We start from the raw sequence: 20247 nt of genomic DNA on the forward strand, positions 1-20247 counted from the left end.
AGCCGGATGTGATGCCTGCGCAGCGGATTGACGGGAGCTCGCCGTTCACGGAGGCGGCGCACGTCGGGCGGCTTGCGCCGGACGAGATGCCTGCGTTCCGGGTCGGGACGGCCGTTGGCGAGCCGATGGAGTCGGTGCGGATGAGGGCGTCGGAGGGCGTGCCGTTGGGTGACACGATGCCCGCGATGCCCGCCGAGTCGGTGCGGATGAAGGCATCGGAGGGCGTGCCGTTGCATGAGGCGATGCCCGCGATGCCTGCGGAGTCGGTGCGGATGAGGGCGTCGGAGGGTGTGCCGTTGGGTGACACGGTGCCTGCGATGCCCGCCGAGTCGGTGCGGATGAAGGCGTCGGAGGGCGTGCCGTTGCATGAGGCGGTGCCTGCGATGCCCGCCGAGACGGCGCGGATGAAGGCATCGGAGGGCGTGCCGTTGCATGAGGCGATGCCCGCGATGCCCGCCGAGACGGCGCGGATGAAGGCGCAGGGGACCCCGCTCCAGGAGGGTGTGCCGCTCGGTGGCGCGGTGCCTGCGATGCCTGCGGAGTCGGCGCGGTTGAAGGCGTCGGAGGGCGTGCCGTTGGGTGACACGGTGCCTGCGATGCCTGCCGAGAGTGGGCGGTTGAAGGCGCAGGGGACCCCGCTCCAGGAGGGGGTGCCGGCGACGGCCGGGGAGCCGCTCGCGCCCGGGACGGAAGCGGCGCGGATGAAGTCGAGCGGGACTCCGATCGAGAACGGGGTGCCGCAGAAGTCGGCCGAGGCCGGGCAGCGGGCTGGGGCGGCCAACGGCACCAACGCCGGTTCAGGCTCCGGGTCGGGCTCGGGCTCGGGTTCCTCGGACACGGGCAAGGCCGGGCAGGGGTTCCAGGTGGATCCCGATCAGTACAAGGCGGCGGTCTCGCCGGTGCTCGCCGCGTCGGAGCAGATCGCCTCGCTGGCCTCCCGGATGACCTCGTACCTGCCTCCGATGGAGGGGCAGAACCCCTGGGGCAACGACGAGTCGGGCAAGCAGTTCGCCGAGGGTGAGAAGGGCTATCTGGAGTACAGCCACAACACCCTGAAGACGCTTCAGAGTCTGGTCAAGGAAGTCCGCGACATCGCTGACGGCCTGAAGCGGATGGGCGAGAACTACCAGGCCGCCGAAGAAGGCGCAGCCGGTTCCTTCACCGGCATGGACGGCGGGCAGGCTCCGGTACCGCCCTCGCCGGGTGCGGCACCGACCGTGCCGACCCACGTCCGTCCGATGTTCACCCCCGGTATGACCGGCTCGACTGGAAGGCACTGACCCATGGCTGTCGAACTCCCGGAGCCCCTCCAGTGGGTGCTCCTGCTGCTCGCCGGCTGCCGGTGGCCGGAAGCGGACGAAGACCAACTGCGTGACATGGCCGACGAGTGCCGCAAGGCCTCCGAGACGCTGCGGGACGCCACCCAGGGCGTGGACGCGGCGATCAAGCGTGCGCTGGAGGGCCAGCAGGGCAGCGCCGCCGAGGGGCTGACCAAGTTCTGGGCCACCTACACCGTCGGCAAGGGCACCGAGGACGACCCGGGCCGGCTGACCGCGACCATCAACGCGCTCAGTGGCATGGGCGACATGCTGGAGCAGATGGCCAACTCGGCCGAGACCGCGAAGATTCAGATTGTCGCCCAACTCGGCATTCTGGCCTTCGAGTTGGCGACCGCCGAGGCAGAGGCGCCGGTCACGGCCGGTGCGTCGATGCTCCAGGTGCCCGGGTTCATCGCGGCGGCCCGGACGTTCGTCACCAAGACCCTCAAGACCCTGGTGCTCGACTTGGCCAAGATGGCGGCCAAACAGGCCGCCCAGATGGCCGCGATCAACCTGATGGCGCAGGGCATCGAACTCGCCGAGGGCCACCGTAAGAGCATCGACTGGAAGGAAGTCGGCGACAACGCCAAGGGCGGCGCCATCGGCGGCGCCGCCGGTGGCCTGATCGGCAAGGGCCTGGGCGGCGCGGCCGGCAAGGTCGGCCTCGGCGGCGCCGCCAACTCGCTCGGCGGCAAGATGGCGATCGGCGCGGCCACCGGCGTCGGCGCGGACGCCGCTACCCAGTTCCTCACCACGGGCAAGGTCGACACCTCCTCGCTGCTCGGCTCGGGCCTGTCCGGTGGTGCGGGCGTGGGCCTGCATCACGGTGCTGTCAAGATGAACGGGCACGGCCCCGCGCCCAAGCCCGGCGATGCCCCGCACATTCCCGGACCCGTCGGCCCCGGCGAAGGCGGTCGCCAGGACGGCCCGCCGAAGTTCACCAAGCCTGACACCTCCTCGGGCGACAACAGCTCCTACCACGGCCCGTCCGGCGACAGCGGGAGCTCCAACTCGGGTGGCAGCAGCTCGGGTTCGGGCTCCAGTAGCTCGGGCTCGGGTGCCTCGGGCTCGGGTTCCAGTGGTTCGGGTTCGGGTTCGGGCAAGTCGAGTTCGGCTGGCTCGGGCTCGGGCGGCTCGACGGCCGGCGGCCTGTCCCCGTTCGGCTCCGGCCGCACCAGCGGAGACGCCCCGCCGTCCCACTCCGAGTCGGGTGGAGCGGGCCGGAGCCATGAGCAGGCTCCGCCGCAGGCGCACGAGCAGTCGGGTGGTGGCCGGAGCCATGAGCAGGCTCCGCCGCAGGCGCATGAGCAGTCGGGTGGTGGCCGGGCCCATGAGCAGGCTCCGCCGCCGGCGCACGAGCAGTCCGGTGGTGGCCGGAGCCATGAGCAGGCTCCGCCGCAGGCGCATGAGCAGTCGGGTGGTGGCCGGGCCCATGAGCAGGCTCCGCCGCAGGCGCACGAGCAGTCGGGTGGTGGCAAGAGTCACGAGCAGGCGGAGGCGATTCGGCCGACGCGCGAGCCGCTGACCGAGCACACTCCGTCGCAGCCGGCGCGCGAGCACGTGGAGGCGGTGCGGCCGTCGCACGAGCCGCTGTCGGGGCAGGAGCCGAGCCGTCCGGTGCACGAGCAGCCGGTGCGGAACGAGGCGGAGGGGCAGAGCACCCGGCCCGATTCGCGGGGGTCCGGTGCGCCGGTTCGCGAGGAGGGGCAGTCGGTGCGGCCGTCGCACGAGCCGCTCTCGGGGCAGGAGCCGAGCCGTCCGGTGCACGAGCAGCCGGTGCGGAACGAGGCGTCGAGTGCGCCGGCCCGCGACAACTCGTCCGCCGGAAACGAGAGTTCGTCGGGCGATGACAGCACTCCGCGTCCGACCGGCGCGGGTGCGATGCCCAACCTGTCCGGCGTCCTGGGCGGTGCGGCGGGCCTTGCCGGCGCCGCGTCCTCGTCCGGCCATGGCGGTGGCGGCGGCAATGCGGGCGGCACGCACCTCGACGGTGCCCGCAGCGCGACGCTGCCGCGCCCGGACGCGGCGACCGTCCCCGGTCAGGGCATGCCCGAGGGCCTCGGCGACACTCCGCCCAACTCCGGTACCCAGAGCCCGAACCAGACCGCTGTCCCGCCCATGGGCGGCGGGTTCGCCCACGGCCCGGTCGGTGGCGGCAGCCACATCGGTGGTGGCGGCGCCCGTCCCGACGCTCCGTCAACCTCGGGTGCGCCCAGGCCCGGTAGCCAGAGCGGCACCGTCCACAGCGGTGGCGGCAGCCAGCAGGGGGGCGGTTCGCTCCGCCCCGGTGGCGGTCGCGGTTCGGGCCCCGATGCCCACACCGTCCCGGAGCAGCAGCACGCCCCGGCCCCGAAGCCGACCGAGCACGCCGACGCGGCGCCGCACGGCACGGAGCACCCGCCCGCGTCGCACGAGCAGCAGCCGCACGACCAGAAGTCGCACGAGGAGCACCCCAACCGGCCCGGTGCCGACCACGAGGGTGAGCCGCAGCCCCGGAAGACGGACGGGCGGCGGATCGACGAGCCCGGGGGCCTGAAGGAGCCCTCCGAGCACGACCAGAAGCGGATCGAGGACGCCGTCCCGCGTGACGAGGACGGCAAGCCGAAGATCCACCCGGACCCGCAGGACGGCGACTGGATCAAGCAGCTCAACGGCGACGGCCCGTTCGCGCCCGGACGCAACAACAACTGCGCCGACGCGGCACTCTCCTTCATCGACACCTACAACGGCCACCCCACGGCGGCCGCGCCGCGCGTGGAGAACAACGGCCTTGGCGAGAAGGGCGGCCGCGACCGGATCGAGCAGTCGCTCGGCGGCAGGTTCGAGCACCAGGGCGCGGGCGCGGGAGGTCACGACAAGCTCCAGAAGACCCTGCTGGAGAGTGGTCCGGGCTCGCAGGCGCTGATCATCAGCACCGACGGCGACGGCCGCTCGCACGCCTGGAACGTGGTCAACCACGACGGCAAGATCGTCTACGCCGATCCGCAGATGGGCCGTACCAGCGACAAGCCGCTGTACGCCGGCGAGGGCGGCCTGTTCGCCGTCCCGCTCGGCCCGAACGGCAGCGCGCTGCACCCCACCAACCACGGCGCCGGAAACACCACGGGCAACCACCAGGCCGGCGCCCGACCCGAGACCACCCCGAAGACCGAGACCACCCCGAAGCCGGAGGCGTCCCCGCGGCCGGAGGCGTCCCCGCGGCCCGAGGCCCAACCGCGGCCCGAGGCCCAGCCGAAGCCCGAGACGGCCCCCAGTGCCCGGCCCGAGTCCGACACGTCCCCGAGGCCCGAGGAACCGCGGCCGGACGAGGTGCGGCCGGACGAGACGCCGGGCGGTCAGACGCACGAAGACCCGTCGCCGTTCCCCGGCCTGGAGGACAAGCGGCACATCCCCACCCTCGAAGAGACGCAGGAGATCGGTCGGCGGCTGGGGATTCCGGACGACCAGCTCCCGGTCATGGTGTTCGTGCCGGACACGGCCACCGTCTCCACGCCGTTCTCCGAATACGGGGACGGACGGGTCGGCCATCTGTCCGAGGACGGCGGCAAGCTCACCATCGGAAAGATCGACGGACTGAAGGACGGTGACAGCACCCCCGCAGCCACGGCGATCTCCGGCAAGGGCGGCGGAGCGTACGTCAAGGGGGCGGACGGAGCCCCCGACGTGCTGGTCGTCAACCAGCGGATGAACATCAAGGACGGGTTCGCGCAGGAGCACGTGATCCAGCACGAGCTCGGGCACCACAAGCAGGCGCTCGACCAGATCGACATCGACAAGACGCAGAACAACCCCGCGCTCATCGAATACCACAACATCCTCACCAACGAGGTGAAGTTCCACGAGGAGGGCAAGGAGCCGCGCCTGACATACCAGAAGAAGGACGGGCAGGGCGGACTGTCGAGCGAGGAACAGAAGGGCGTCAAGAAGCTGCTCGGCCTGCCGGAGGACGGCCATTTCCCGCCGAGCCGGTACTGGGACACGGTCGCAGGAATGCCGAAGACCCCGAACGAGCAGCGGCTGTTCGACCAGATCGTGGAGGCGACCGGGAGGGAGCCGTACTCCAACTACCCCAAGGTCAAGCAGAACTTCGCGAAGGCGTACCTGGTCGAGCACCTGAACGCGCAGAACCGGGCGGACGCTGCGGCTGCCGCCGGCGGTACGACCGCCGCGCCCGCGCCAGAGGGCGCGCCGCCCGTTCAGCAGCACGCCGGTTCCGCGCCGCCGGTTCCGCCGCCGCCCGCTCAGCAGCATGCCGGTTCCGCGCCGCCGGTTCCGCCGCCGTTCACGCAGCAGCATGCCGGTTCCGCGCCGCCGGTTCCGCCGCCGTTCGCCGGCCAGCACGCCCCGGCCGCTCCGCCCGTTCCGCCGCCGTTCACGCAGCAGCACGCCGGTTCCGCGCCGCCGGTTCCGCCGCCGCCCGCTCAGCAGCACGCCGGTTCCGCGCCGCCGGTTCCCCCGCGACCCGCTCAGCAGCACGCCGGTTCCGCGCCGCCGGTTCCGCCGCCGTTCACTCAACGGCCGGTCGGTGCCCCGCCGGAGGTTCCGCCGAGCAACCGTCCCACTGCCGGGGCGTCGAGCGCGAACCCGTTCGGGGACGAGCACGCCGCTTCGTCGGGCCACAACAGCCCCGCCTCGGAGGTGTCGAACCCGTTCGGGGACGAGCACGCCGCTTCGTCGGGCCACAACAGCCCCAGCTCGGAGGTGTCGAACCCGTTCGGGGACGAGCACGCCAACACTTCGCACACCCGGGCCCCGGAGAGTCCGGGAGGCCTGGGCGACTCGACGCACCCCACCTCCACGCGCCCCGACGACACGCCGACCGGGCTACGGCCGGACGCCGAGCCGGCCGGGCTGGGCAGCCGGAAGTCCTTGATGGACAGTCAGGGGCTGACCCCCGAGGGACGGAAGGTTCTGCACCAGAACCCGGAAGGGCCGTCCATCGTCTACCCGCCGAGCAACAGCAGGGCGGCGCACCTTGGGACGGCTTTTGCGAACAAGTTCAAGTCCGACCTTTCGCCGGAGCTGAAGGAGGTCAGTAACCACCTGCCGGTGAAGGACGGCAAGAACACCCACCAGTCGGAGGGTTCGACGGCGAGCGGGAAGCCGAACGCCAAGATCAAGGACCACACCTTCAAGGCCTACGTCGACCCGGCGACCCTGACCCTGGTGGAAGGCCCGGTCGGGGGCAAGCTTCGGGAGCCGCTGCGCAACGCCCTCGGCCCGGACGCCATCGCGTACTCGGGCAACAAGGTGTTCGAAGAGGCCGCGAAGCTGGACTACCGGTCCAGGACGACGATGGAGCAGCAGCAGGAGCGCCGGCAGCTGCTGAAGGACCTCGCGAACCAGAACACGGACAAGGGCACCTGGATCGACGGCGACCGGGTGTCGGGCCAGCTCGCCGGCCAGAGCTCCGCGATGGACGGTGTGAACCGCCTGCTGAACGGTCACGGAGGCGACGCCGGATTCCCGGGAGTGGTGATCGGCGAAGGACACGGCCAGTCCGCGACCTGGCCGTTCCTCAAGGACAACATGGCGCAGCTCAAGGCCAGCGGGGTCGACACCATCTACCTGGAGGCCCTGCGGGACGACGCCGTCCAGCACGACCTGGACACGTACCTGGACCCGTCCCACCAGGGGCCCATGCCCCCGAGCCTGCAGAAAGCGGCCGCGAAGTACGACAGCTCCCACAGCGCCAAGCTGACCGAGGTGCTGGAAGCGGCGAAGGCCAACAACGTCAAGGTCCGTGCGGTGGACGGATACCCGGCCCGGACCATCAACGAGGACGGCGGGGTCCACGAGCGGGCCCGCCTGATGAACTCGTACGCCCACGATGTGATCAGCTCGGACGCCGCCAGTGGCGGGAACAAGTACGTGGTCGTGGTCGGCGCCAGCCATGCGCACTCCACGACCGGTTCGGGCAGTGGACGGATCCCCGGCACGGCCGACCTGCTGGGCGTCCCGGCCGTGCACCTGACCGACGGTTCGGGGACACCGCACCAAGCGCCGAACCGGGCGAGCAGCAGCACGCCTCCGGACGACGTCCGGCTCAGCTACCTGCCCACCCCCGACAACCACTCCCCGGCCGGCGCGCCGCCGCAGCACACCGACTCCACCCACCCGTCGGCGCCGGGGAACCCGGGCGGACTCGGCCCGGTTCACCCCGACGCGCAGGCGCCGCACGGGAGTTCCGAGTACCTGGAGGGCCAGGGGCCGCAGCACGACCAGCCCAACCAGCCCCATCAGCACGAGGGCAACACCGACCGCCAGGCCGGGAACGAGCACAACAGCCCTGGGCAGCCGCACCAGCAGCCGTCGGGGGACCACGAGGGCGGCGGTCCGCGGCACCCGGCCACGGATCAGCGGCCGTTCGATGTCGAGGGTGGGCTGAAGCGGCCGTCGGAGCACGACCTGAAGCAGCTCCAGGACGCGGTTCCGCACCACGCGGACGGCACCCCGCAGCGGCACCCGGACCCGTTCGAGGGCGACTGGGTGAAGAAGCTGAACGGTGACGGTCCGGGTGCTCCGGGGCGGGCCAACAACTGTGCGGATGCGGCGCTTTCGGTGGTTGACACCTATGACGGCCGTCCCACGGTGGCCGCGCCGCGGACCGAGGACAACGGGGTCGGTGAGAAGGGCAGCCGGGACCGGATCGAGCAGTCGCTCGGTGGGAAGTTCGAGTCCCTGGGCAAGGGTCAGGCGGGGCACGACAAGCTGGCGCAGACCTTGCTGGAGAGCGGTCACGGCTCGCAGGCGGTGATCATCAGCCGTGACAGCGAGGGGCGCACCCACGCCTGGAACGCGATGAACCACAACGGCACGATCGTGTACACAGACGGCCAGATGGGCCGTACCAGTCACACGCCGCTGTACCAGGGCGAGGGCGGCCTGTTCGCCGTCCCGCTCACCCCGGACCGCGCGCCCCTGCACCCGTCCGGCCCGCCCGCCGGTGACGGCAACCACCAGGCCGGCCCGAAGCCGGACGCCCAACGGCCGGATTCGGACCCGGGCATGGCAGTCCGTCCCGAGCCGCCGCTTCCTCCGATCGAGCAACGTCCCACTGCCGAGGAGAAGGCCAAGCTCCACCAGGACCCGCCCGGCCCGGCGCTGATCTACCCGCCCTCCGCCGACCCGACGGCACTCGCGCAGCACAAGAAGGACAACAAGTTCAAGTTCACCCTGACCGGTGATCTGGCCGTGTCCGCCAACTCCCTGCCGCAGAGCGACAAGGGCCGCCACCACTCGGGTTCCTTCACGGCGAGCGGGACGCCCGACGTCAAGGTCAGCCCGTACTCGCAGAGCTTCAAGTCGCACCTCGACCCGCTGACGCTGAAGGCGCTGCACCCCGACGCGGCGTCGGCGCTGAACGAGGGGCTGCGTACCAAGTTGGTGGCGACCGGCGAGACCGAGGCCTACGTCTACCCGGGCAACAAGCTGCTGGAGCACGGCGGCAAGCTCGACTACCGGACCGATCCGAACTTCCAGGCCCAGCGCGAGCGTCAGAACGTGCTGGAGCGGCTGGCCCGCCAGGACGCGGAGACCGTCTGGCACCCGGTCGACGGGGCACAGGTGCAGCAGCGGCTGGACGGGCAGGCCTCGGCCCTGGACGGCGTCCAGCGCCTGCTCAACGGGGACGGCGTCAACCCGGAGCCCCCCGGGATCGTGCTGGGCGAGGCACACGGCAACTCGCCCAGCTGGAAGTTCCTCAAGGAGAACATGGCCGGTCTGAAGGAGGCCGGCGTCGACACCATCTACGTCGAGGCACTTCGCGACGACTCGCTCCAGCACGAGCTGGACACCTATCTGGAGTCCGGCGGCACCATGCCGCCGAACCTGGAGAGGATGCTCCGGTCCTACGACCGGAACAACAACTCCCCGGAGAACGCCGGTCTTTACGAAACGGTGGTGAAGGCGCAGGAAGAAGGCATGCGGGTCCGGGCCGTGGACGGCTACCCCGCGCGCAGGCCGGACGGACCCGGCTACGGCCCGCTGGAGCAGCGGGCCCGGATGCTGAACTCGTACATGCACGACGCGATCACCTCCGACCGCGTCGGGCAGTCGGGGAAGTACATCCTGGTCACCGGCGAGGCCCATGTGCACGAGCACTCCACCACCAGCGGTGGCGGCGCACGGATTCCCGGCACGGCCGAGATGCTGGGGGCGCCGTCGGTGCGCCTGACCACTCCGAACGGGACGAACGCCGTCGGTGGCACGGCGGTGCACGACCTCCGGCTGGGACACCTGCCGGAGCCCCAGCCGGCGGCCCCGGCGCCGCACGCGCCGGCCGCCCAGCACCCGGGCGGCAACCCGCCGCCCGGAGCGGGGCACGAGAACGCCCCGCACCAGCAGCAGGTGAACGAGCACGCCCAGGACGTCGCCCCCGAGCAGCCGGCCGGCCTCGGCAACCCCTCGCACGAGCAGTCGAACCACGAGCTGCCGAACCACGAGCAGTCGAGCCACGAACTGCCCAACCGCGAGCAGCCGAGCCACGAGCTGCCGAACCACGAACTGCCCAACCGCGAGCAGCCGAGCCACGAGCTGCCGAACCACGAACAGCCGTCCCACGAGCGCTCGTTGGGAGACCACGAGGGCGGCGGTCCGCGGCACCCGGCCACGGATCAGCGGCCGTTCGATGTCGAGGGCGGGCTGAAGCGGCCGTCGGAGCACGACCTGAAGCAGCTTCAGGACGCGGTGCCGCACCACGCGGACGGTTCGCCGCAGCGGCACCCTGATCCGACCTCGGGAGACTGGCTGAAGAAGCTGAACGGCGACGGCCCGGGCGCCCCGGGCCGGGCCAACAACTGCGCGGACGCGGCGCTTTCGCTGGTCGACACCTACGACGGTCACCCGACCGTCGCCGCGCCGCGGACCGAGAACAACTCGGTCGGCGAGAAGGGCGGCCGGGACCGGATCGAGCAGTCGCTCGGCGGGAAGTTCGAGCACCTGGGCGCCGGGCAGGCCGGGCACGACAAGTTGGCGCAGACCCTGTTGGACAGCGGGCACGGCTCGCAGGCGGTGATCATCAGCCGTGACAGCGAGGGCCGCACCCACGCCTGGAACGCGATGAACCACAACGGCACGATCGTGTACGCGGACCCGCAGTTGGGCCGCACCAGCGACCGGCCGCTGTACGCGGGCGAGGGCGGCCTGTTCGCCGTCCCGCTCACCCCGGACCGTGCGCCCGTGCACCCGTCGGGCCCGCCCGCCGGCGACGGCAAGCAGCAGGCCGGCCCGCGCCCCGAAGGCCGGTCGGGCGAGAACTCGCGTCCGGACGCCTCGCCGGGTGCCACCGAGCATGCCGGGTCCTCGCAGCACCAGGACGGCACCAACCAGCAGGACACCACCGCACCGCACGGCGAGGACGCCGCGCACCCGCCGGTGGTGCCCGAGCCGCTGCCGCCGGTGGGGACGCCGGAGTACGGGATCATGCACGACCCGGCCGAGTTCCTGAAGACCAAGCAGGTCTCGGTGGACTTCGCCACCGGCGTCAAGGAGCGGATGCCGCACGCGAAGCCGGGGGAGGTCGGCGCGTTCCTGGAAGCCATCAAGGGGCGTGACCAGCACTGGTTCGTGCTGGAGCCGAACGGGGTCGGCAAGAACGGCGAGCCGTCGGGCTACCACCTGGTGCCGGCGTGGGAGAAGTACGCCGCGCACTACGAGGGCTTCCCGAGGCCCGAATCCGGCCTGCCGCAGGTCAAGGAGGACCACGAGTACGTGAAGGGCGCGTACATCCCCTACAAGTCCGAGCAGCGTCCCGACCCGGCCAAGCCGGACACCATCGGCCACACCGAGGTGCCGTTCAACCCGCACCCGGACCTGCCGCGCCAGGGGCTGGTGTTCACCGACGCGATGAACGGCTGCGCCCTGGTGACCACCGTCGAGCCGGGCAGGGACACCTTCACCGCCTGGCACTTCCAGTCGTACTCGTCCGCCGGGCACCTGGAGGGCGGCTACAACTTCCGGAAGCAGCACACCGTCACGGCGTGGATGGGCGTGGGCGACTACTCCCACCCGCTGCCGCTGGGCTTCAAGCCGGCGGCGACCAACATGCTGAAGCACGGCCCGAACGGCTGGGAGATGATCAGCCAGGAGTCGCACACGTACGACGGCTCGTCGGAGACGATGCGGAAGTTCCCGCCGACCCTGTACCCGCCGAAGCGGATCCCGTTCGACGTGGGGACGCAGAGCCCCGAGACCGTCGTCAAGATGACGCTGGACCCGTACCACGTCATCGCGCAGGAGCGACTCGACCGCTTCCAGCAGGCGGCGCACGACCTGACCACGGGACTGGACCCGAAGAACCCCGCGCTCAAGAAGTTGCAGGGACACCTCGCCGACATGAACGACATGCTCGGCGCGCAGAACGACCTGGTGAAGGCGTACAACCGGCCGGAAGCGACCCTGGAGGACCTTCAGCAGCTGTCGAACGGGCTGAAGCGGATCAAGCGCTCGCGCCAGATGTTCCTGGACGAGCACCGGGCCGACATCGAGCGCCTGGCGATCGACGCGACGCCGCTGCACCCGAACCGGTCGGGCAACACCGTGCTCTCCGAGTTCGGCTATTCGATCGAGCCCGGGAAGCCGGACTGGGTCGACCACATGGCCGCTGACGTCACCGCCCAGATCAAGAAGCGCGACGAGGCCGCCCAGCAGGTCCCGGACGACCCGGCGGGCGTCGAGTCCCCCCGGCCCCCGGCCGACCCGGCGGGCGTCCCGGCGCCGCGGTCCGCGCCCGAGCCGCTGCCGCAGGACACCTTGGCGAAGATGCCGGCCTTCACCGGCAAGGACGATCCCAAGGGCAACCAGGAGGCCGGCGACAAGCTGGTCGGACTCCAGGTGCACACCGAGCAGATCTACGAGCAGATCCGGACCAACCTGGGCCGGCTGGAGCTCGGCCAGGACGGGCTGACCGGGCAGGCGGACCGGCCCAACTCCGAGGTGCAGTACAACCTTTGGTCCGGCAACAAGAAGATGACCGAGCAGTACGGCAGCGCCGAACTGACCGGCGAGGGCCAGGCCGAGAGCTCGCACGGCTTCATGATGAGCCGCACCGAGGAGCATCAGCGGGCGATCAGGGAGCTCAACGAGTTCTACCCCGAGGGCTGGCCGCCGCCGGACCCCGGTTACCAGAAGGAGTTCATCGGCTGGCTGAAGGAGAACGAGAAGCAGGGCGTCGCCTACGATCCGGCGGCGATCCAGCAGAAGTTCTCCGAGCTGCGCGCCGCGGCCAAGGACCGGGCGGGCGAGTACTCGCCGGACGGTGGCGACGAGGTGTTCGTCGGCGAGCACGGTGCCAGGTTCCAGAACGCCTGGGACCGGGCCTCCGACGACGTGGCGATGCACGCGGCGCTGGCGATGGCCGGCTTCCGCAGCTTCGGGCTCGACGAGCCGCACCACGGCAATCCCGACCTGTCTGCTCACCCGGACCCGAAGTCCACCGTCCAGGTGCGGCAGGAGATCCCGATGGCCGAGCGGATCGCGGGCGAGGTCGCCGCCGACCTGCACGACAACATCAAGGCCCGCCGCCAGGTCGCCGACCTGGCCGCCGACCCGGCGCTCAAGGCCGAGCTGCACCGGCTGGCAAACCGGGCGGAGCAGGGCGCCAAGCACTTCGCGGAGGGCGCCGAGCAGCTCAAGTGGGAGGAGAGCACCGGCCGCGAGGAGCGGGCGGCGCTCGCCGAGCGGCGCAAGCACAGCGCGGAGACGATGCTCCGCGGCCGCGACGAATTCCTCAGCGCCGCCCGGGACTTCGACAAGGCGCTCGGCGACCTGGGCGTCCCGTCGGCCCGCTCGGAGTACGTCTCCGACGTCCGCCCGCCGGCGGACCCGGCCGGCCTCGGCGAACACCAGCCGCAGGAGCGGTCGGCGGGGGAGCACGAGGGCGGTTCGCAGCACCGTCCGGACGCTTCGCCCGGCGCCGCCCCCGACGGCGGATCGTCGCAGCACGCCGACGGGGAGCACCAGGACCAGGGCGGCAACGGCGCGCACGACGGCGACGAGCACACCAACAACGAGCACGACGGCAACGACGAGCACGCCAACAACGAGCACGACGGCGCCGAGCACCCGCCCGTCACGCCCGAGCCGCTGCCGCCGGTGGGCACGCCGGAGCACGGGATCATGCACGACCCGCGCACCTTCCTGGACGAGAACCTGGTCTCGGTGGACTTCGCCGCCGGCGTCCGGCAGCGGATGCCCGGGCTGAAGCCCTTCGAGGAGAACAACCTGCTCAGGGCGATGCGGGGCCGCGACCAGCACTGGTTCGAGATGGTGCCGGACCCGGCCGCGGCCGCCACCGGGAAGCCCGGCTACCACCTGGTGCCCGCGTGGGAGAAGTACGCCGAGCACTACTCCGACTTCCCCCGGCCCAGCGGCGGGCTGCCGCCGGTGAAGGAGGACAGCCACTACGTCAGGGGCGCGTATGTGCCCTACGAGGCGGACAAGCGGGCCAGCCTCGACGATCTGAGCACCATCGGCCACACCGAGGTGCCGCTGCGCCCGAACCCGGCCCGCCCCCGGGAGGGTCTGGTGTTCACCGACGCGATGAACGGCTGCGCCTTCGTGGCCACCGTCGAGCCGGGCGGCGACACTTTCACGGCCTGGCACTACCAGTCCTACTCGGCCTCGGACGCCCTTCGGACGGCCGCCGAGTTCCGGGCCGCGCAGACGGTCACCACCTGGATGGGTGGCGGCGATTACGCGGCGATCCTGCCCCCCGGGCACACCCCGGCAGCGACCAACATGCTGCGGTACGGCCCCGACGGGTGGGAGATGGTCAGTCAGGAGGTGCAGAAGGACGCGCGGAACCCGCTGACCCTGCCGCGGGTCTCCCGGCAGTCCGCGGTCCCGTTCGAGGTCGGGACGCAGACCCCGCAGGCCGTCGTCAAGATGACGGTCGACCCGTACCTGATCAACGCGAAGGAACAGCTCGGCCACTTCGACGACGCGGCCTACGGTCTGACCAAGGACCTGAGCCTGACGAACCCCCATGTCAGGTCGTTGAACCAGCGCATGGGCCAGATGCGGGAGATGCTCCTGGAGCAGAAGAACCTGGTGGAGGCCCTTCAGCGGCCCGAGGCGACCCTGGAGAACATCCAGTCCGCCGCGGCCGAGCTGCGCGCGAAGAGCGAGGAGAGGCGGAGGTTCCTCACCCTCCACGAGAACCACATCCAGTCGCTGGCCAACCAGGTGCTGACGGACCACCAGTACCGGACCACCGCGACCCTGTTCTCGGAGTTCGGCAAGTCGGACTGGATCGGCGTGATGGCCGACGATGCCACCGCCCAGATCGAGAAGCGGGACGCCGCCGCCCAGCAGCCCGTGCCGGACCAGGCGCCGGCCGACCCGGCGGGCGCGTCGCAGGAGCGGGCCTTCGCGCCTGTCCCGGACGACGACCCGAGGGCGCAGAAGCTGGCCGGTTACGTCGGCGGGCCGGGCCATGTGCACCCGCCGATGAGCAACACGCTGCTGGGCCACGTCAATCCGCGGCAGGCGCCGGAGCAGGACGGGACCGGCTTCCGGCCGGGCCCCGAGCTGAACGCGTCGGTGGAGAACGTGGAGGCGTACCGGGACACCCACTTCGGGCGTCCCCGGGTGTCCGGGGCGAGCCTGCCCGGTGACGCGGAGCCGGTCACCGGCGGCACGGCGTGGACGCGGCCCGAGGCGCCGGCCGCGTTCGGCAAGGGCGAGGACGCGGTGAAGGCGCTGATGGAGAAGGTGCAGGCCGGTGGCAAGGGCAGCTTCGCCACCGTGCTGGGCGTCGGCGAGGAGGGGCGCGCCCATGCCGTCGCGCTGGTCCACGACCGGGACGGCCGCCTGCGCTGGGCCGACCTGACGGAACGCCGGGTGTTCGAGGCCACCGGCGGAATGCCGAGGACCTTCGGCCTGGGCTGGAACCTCTGGGCCTCGGTCTCCGACTCGGAGGAGAACACCATCTCGGGCCCGCCGGACCCGTACTTCACCGAGACCTTCGACGCCTTCACCGCCCCCGGGCGCGAGCACTGAGCCGCCGATCGACGGGTCGCGCCCGACCGGGATCATGGACCGGACAGCCCCGCCCGGGGCCGTCCGGTCCGGACGCCGCCATCGCGGGCGTCGCGGCTCCGGCCGCACCGCCCGCAGCACACATCGCACCATAGGAGGAACCCCGCATGATCACCCAGGACGAGGCCATCGCGAAGGCGCACGCATGGCTGAACGAAGGCGCCCCGGAGGGCACCGCGCGTGAGGTCAAGTTCCGGGAGTTCGACCTCGGTTGGGTGGTGTGGGCCGCGCCCGCGCCGCTGGAGGTCGACCCGGTGACCGGGCAGGTCCGGCCGCCGGCCAACCTCGGTGACGCCACCGGCGTGGTGGACCGCGGCACCGGCGAGCTCAGCACCTGGCCGTCGATCCCGATCGACGCGGTGATCGCCGCCTACCAGGAGCGCCACGCCGGACGGTGACCGCCTGTGGGGGTGGATGTCGCCGTCCACCGGCGGCCGGGTCTCGGCGCGACGAAGTCCGGCCGCCACCACCACAGTTCACCCAAAGCCGCCCATTCCTCACTGGACATTCACGACCTCCCTGAACGGAGCGCCCCCTTCTGCCACATGGCCGGTGATTCGCGCCGGGAATTTACCAACTGCATACCTTCGGGCCTCGTGCCCTGTTCTGCCGCTCTGCGAAGCTCGTACCGAGGTGACGTCCCGTCACCTCGGTTGACGCGCTTGGCCGGTGCGTCCTCGGACACCTAGTAAAGTTACCTGACAAATGAGCGGGTGCGGCAGCCGCGAGTGCCTTCGGCCTGCCCTGGATCCGGCGCGGGCGCTGCGGCGCGCCCCCGGCCGGTGGGCGGCCCGGCGGACGTCCGGCTGCCCGGGGGCGGTGACCTGGAGGGTGGACAGTGGCGGACGAAACGGTATGGATGGACCTCGACGAGGTCGATGCGGCAGCGAAGAAAATCATCAGCCTGCTGCATGAACTGGAAGGCCCGGCCAACCAGTTGGAGGCCGTGATCAAGCAGGTCGAGGACTCGGTGTACGGCACCGACCTGCTCGGCAAGGCCCTCAAAGGCGCCGGATCCTCGGTCGGCGGCCTGGCCAAGCACCAGCAGCAGACCCTCGCGGGAATCCGGACCTTGCTGAAGAACGCCAACGCGATGGGGCAGAACCTCCAGACCATGGCGGCCCGGCACCGGACCAACGACGAGCAGCACGGCACCGAGATCGGCCGGATCAGCACCAACGGCGACCTGCCGGCCTCCCCGCGCCTGGCCGGCGGCGCCCAGCCCGGCCCCGACCCGGCGACCGCGGACCGCGTGGTCCGCGCGCCGCAGGAGACCGTCGCACCGGCCGCCGACACCACGGCGGCCCCGCCGCCGCCGGCCCCGGTCAAGCCGATCGGCAACACCGACGCGGGCAGCGACTACCACCGCCCCGACGCGCCCACGCTCGACTACAACCACCACAAGGACGAGCCCACGGACGCGCAGTTCCGTGGCACCGGCCCCGGCACCCGGCAGGTCATCTGACGTGCCCGCCGGGCGAGTTGTCGCCCGGACGGGCTCTACGGCCGACCCGCCCCGTCCCACCGTCGCCGGGGGTGGCAGCAACACCCCCGAGCCGACTCCGAACGTCCGACCGGAGAGTCTCCCGCCATGATCCAGCTGCCCGCAGACCTCGCCGAGGTACTGAAGACCGTTCAGAAGAACGAGAACGGGAAGGACATCGCCTTCCCCGACGCCAACGAGGAACTCCTCGCCGACCTCGCCGCCGCCTGGGACAAGTGGAACCAGGTCGCCGACACCCACGTCCGCGCGATCACCGAGGCCGCCCAGCGGGCGATGGCCAGCATGTCCGGCCCCGCCGCCAACACCTTCCAGCAGTACCTGCAGAAGTTCGCCGGCGGCGAGGACTCGCACGTCGCGACCACCCTCCAGTCCGGGCGGGCGGTCGCCAAGTCGCTGCACGGCGCGTCCGGTGCGGTGATCGACACCAAGAACGAGATGGTCCGTGAACTCCAGTACGCCAAGACGTACATGGAGCAGAACCCGGCCGGCAAGCACGACGACATCGCCAACTCCGAGGGCATCAAGCAGGCCGCCGCCGTCTACCACCAGTACGTCGGGCAGATCGGCGGCGACGTGGACGGCATGCTGCGGAAGAACGCCGGCCACATCGCCGACATGACCGGAATGGGCCAGACCTGCGCCCTCAACGGAGCCGGTGGCGCCGGGAGTTCGGGCGGTGCGGGCGCGGCGGGCACGGACATGTCCGGGCGCAGCCCCTCCGTCGTGCCGGCCGGGCTGCGCACCGGCGCGGACGGCGATGTCCCTGGCAGCCCGCTCGCCGGTGCGGGCGCCCCGGCCACGCCCCGGGCGTTCTCGCTGCCCGACGCCCCCGGCGGGCCGGGCTCGCACCTCGGCGGGGCCGGGGCCGGGGCCGCGGGCGGCATCGGCGGAATCGGATCCGCGGGCGGCCTCGGCGGGGTCGGATCGGCCGGTGGCGTCGGCGGGGTCGGCGGGGTCGGATCGGCGGGCGGCGGTCCGGCGCTGACGCCGTTCAAGCTGCCCACCCCGAACATGCCCAGCTTCCAGGGCGGCGGCTCCGGCGGTGGGGCACCCGTGTTCAACCCGCTCAGCAGCTCCGGTGCGGGCCCGCTGAACCTGGCGGGCCTCGGCGACCTCGGCACCATCGGCACCGGGGTGCCCGGCGGGAGCCACTACGCGCCGCTCGGCAGCGGCAACCACACCCCCAGCCCCGGCCTGACCGGCGGAGCCCCCGGCGGGAGCCCGTTCGGCACCATCGGCGGCATGCCCAACATCGGTGGCCACACCGGAAGTTCGGGCGGCTCTCCGGCCCGCCGCCTGACCCCGTTCGGCGGTGGCGGCGGCAGCCCGTTCGGCAGCGCGGGCGGCTCGACCGCGCGCGGCGGCGGCGTCGGCGGCTCCGGGATGCGTGGCGGCGGTGCCGGTGGCGGCGCGGGCAGCGGGGTCGGCTCGGCGATGCGTGGCGGCGCGGGGGGCAGCGGGCTCGGCAACAGCTCGCTGGCCTCCCGGGCGGGCGGCGGCGCCGGGCTCGGCGCGTCCGGCAGGGGGCTGTCGGGTGCGTCCTCGGCGTCCGGGCGGGTCGGTTCGAGCGGGCTCGCCAGTGGCGGCGCGGCCGGGCGCGGTGGTGCCGCCGCCGGTGCCGCCGGCCTGGGCGCGGGCGGTCACCTGCCCGGCATGGGCGGCGCAGGACGCGGCGGTGGCGGCAAGGACAACAAGGGCGCCAACCGCTTCCTCGGCCCGACCCGGTTCGGCGCCGAGGGCGAGGAGGACGAGGCGCTGCTGCACGACAGCGGCATCCTCGGCCAGGCCGGGGACGTCGACCCGCGCGACCGCAACTGGCAGCGCGCACGCCGCCGTTGGCTGGACGACGCCCGCGTCGAAGGCCACTTCGTCACGCCCGAGACCGCCGCGGCCCCGCCCGCGCCGACCGGGCCCGCGAGTGAGCAGGAGGTGCTGAGCCAGCTGGCCGGGGTGCTGCTCGGGACGGGTGGCAGTGCGGACGCGGGTGCCGGGGGCGCGGCGGCCGATGGTGCGGCGGCTGACGGTGCGGCGCCGTCGGAGGCGAATGCGCCGGCGAGCGGCCCGACGGCGCGTCGGGAGACCGGTGCCGCCCCGGCGCAGACGTCGGCCGGCAGCTCGGACGACGCCTACTTGGAGCGTGCGCGCAGCGCCGCCGCCCGGCGTGGCCACGGGGACGCACCGGCCGTCGCGGCAGCCGGGTCGGCCGCTGCGGCGGGGTCCTCGGGTTCGGCCGGTGCGGCCGGTGCCGGTGCGGCCGCTGCGTCGGGCGGGAGCGGGACGCCGCAGCGCGCCCCGCTGCGTGAGGAGGGCGGCTTCCAGGTGCCCAGCCCGTTCCTGCGCGCCGCCCTGTCCCGCCTGGCCGCAGCGCCCGGCGCTCCCGCCGCAGGCTGACCGGGCCCGCCGTCGATCCGACCTGACGAAGGAGCACCATGAGCAACGACGAGCAGGCCTGGTACGCCGCCACCGAACCCGCCGACACGGCCCGGCTGCGGGTGGGCACCGTCCTCCCCGCGAGCGTCCCGGTGGAGCCGCGCCACCAGGCCGTCCCCGCCGAGAAGCCCGACTGGATCAGCCCCGAACCGTTCCAGCAGGCCGAGGCCACCCCGCTCCGGCCGTTCGAGCAGCGGACGGACGCGGCGCGGATCGCGCCGGAGGCGTTCCAGCGGGACCAACCGGCCGCCCCCCTGCGGCCGTTCGAGCGGGCGGCGGGCGCCGCCTCGCCAGTGGAGCCCTTCGAAGGGGCGCAGACCCCGCGGATCACGGCTCGTGGGCTCACCCGGTCCGAACCGGCGGCCGCCGCGCACCCGGTGGAACCGGCGGCCGCCACCAAGGCGACGGAGCGGACGCCGGCCGGGGAGCACGCCACTGCCCCGCTCGCCGCCCGCGGGAAGCCGGACACCGTCGCGGCCAACCGGATCAGCACCAGGCCCGCCGCCGTCAACCGGGACTCGTCCGGGAACGCCGGCCAGGGCTTCCAGGTCGACCCCGCGCAGTACCGGGCCGCAGTGTCGCCGATGCTCGCCGTCGCCGAACAGGTCGGCACGCTGTACGCCGCGCTGAGCTCGTACCTGCCGTCGCTGGAGTCACAACACCCTTGGGGCAACGACGAGTCGGGCAAGCAGTTCGCCGAGGGCGAGAAGGGCTACCTGAAATACAGCAAGGACACCCTGGACGTCATCAAGGGCCTGCCGGCCGCCCTCAAAGGCATCGCCGACGGCCTGAAGGCGATGGCCGACGGCTACCAGGGCGCCGACGAGGGCGTCATCACCGAGCTGAACGGCGTGGACCCCGGCACCGCGCCGATGCCCGCCTCGCCGCAGTTGCCGAACTCGGCCCCCATGCGGATCACCCCGCGGACCCACGAGAGCGGAAGGCACTGACCAG

The 20247-nt window shown here is 72.4% G+C and carries 6 protein-coding genes; all 6 read left to right on the forward strand.

All coding sequences use genetic code 11. The features are described from left to right. The coding region (locus ACZ6R9_RS15205) for a WXG100 family type VII secretion target (protein ID WP_465538478.1) at positions 1 to 1280 on the forward strand (1280 nt) is incomplete at its 5' end. Between the two features lie 3 nt (positions 1281 to 1283). Next, on the forward strand, positions 1284 to 15320 hold the full coding sequence (locus ACZ6R9_RS15210; RefSeq protein WP_465538479.1) for a toxin glutamine deamidase domain-containing protein: 14037 nt from the start codon (positions 1284 to 1286) through the stop codon (positions 15318 to 15320). Between the two features lie 146 nt (positions 15321 to 15466). After that, positions 15467 to 15757 (forward strand): hypothetical protein, encoded by a 291-nt coding sequence (locus tag ACZ6R9_RS15215; protein ID WP_380477960.1) that lies wholly within the window; start codon positions 15467 to 15469, stop codon positions 15755 to 15757. Positions 15758 to 16218: 461 nt separating this feature from the next. Then, positions 16219 to 16824, forward strand: coding sequence for a hypothetical protein (locus ACZ6R9_RS15220; protein WP_465538480.1), 606 nt, complete (start codon positions 16219 to 16221; stop codon positions 16822 to 16824). Positions 16825 to 16950: 126 nt separating this feature from the next. Next, positions 16951 to 19254: a WXG100-like domain-containing protein gene (locus tag ACZ6R9_RS15225; protein ID WP_465538481.1), complete on the forward strand. Its 2304-nt coding sequence runs from the start codon at positions 16951 to 16953 to the stop codon at positions 19252 to 19254. Between the two features lie 38 nt (positions 19255 to 19292). Further along, positions 19293 to 20243 carry a hypothetical protein gene (locus tag ACZ6R9_RS15230; protein WP_380477957.1) on the forward strand — a complete coding sequence of 317 codons (951 nt, stop codon included), beginning with the start codon at positions 19293 to 19295 and terminating at the stop codon, positions 20241 to 20243. Positions 20244 to 20247: the final 4 nt, after the last annotated feature.

The sequence above is a fragment of the Kitasatospora sp. NPDC048662 genome (genome assembly GCF_055587065.1).

Coding starts and splice junctions, on each gene's coding strand:
- ACZ6R9_RS15210 (WP_465538479.1), top strand. CDS start 1,284: ATGGCTGTCGAACTCCCGGAGCCCCTCCAGTGGGTGCTCCTGCTGCTC.
- ACZ6R9_RS15215 (WP_380477960.1), top strand. CDS start 15,467: ATGATCACCCAGGACGAGGCCATCGCGAAGGCGCACGCATGGCTGAAC.
- ACZ6R9_RS15220 (WP_465538480.1), top strand. CDS start 16,219: ATGGACCTCGACGAGGTCGATGCGGCAGCGAAGAAAATCATCAGCCTG.
- ACZ6R9_RS15225 (WP_465538481.1), top strand. CDS start 16,951: ATGATCCAGCTGCCCGCAGACCTCGCCGAGGTACTGAAGACCGTTCAG.
- ACZ6R9_RS15230 (WP_380477957.1), top strand. CDS start 19,293: ATGAGCAACGACGAGCAGGCCTGGTACGCCGCCACCGAACCCGCCGAC.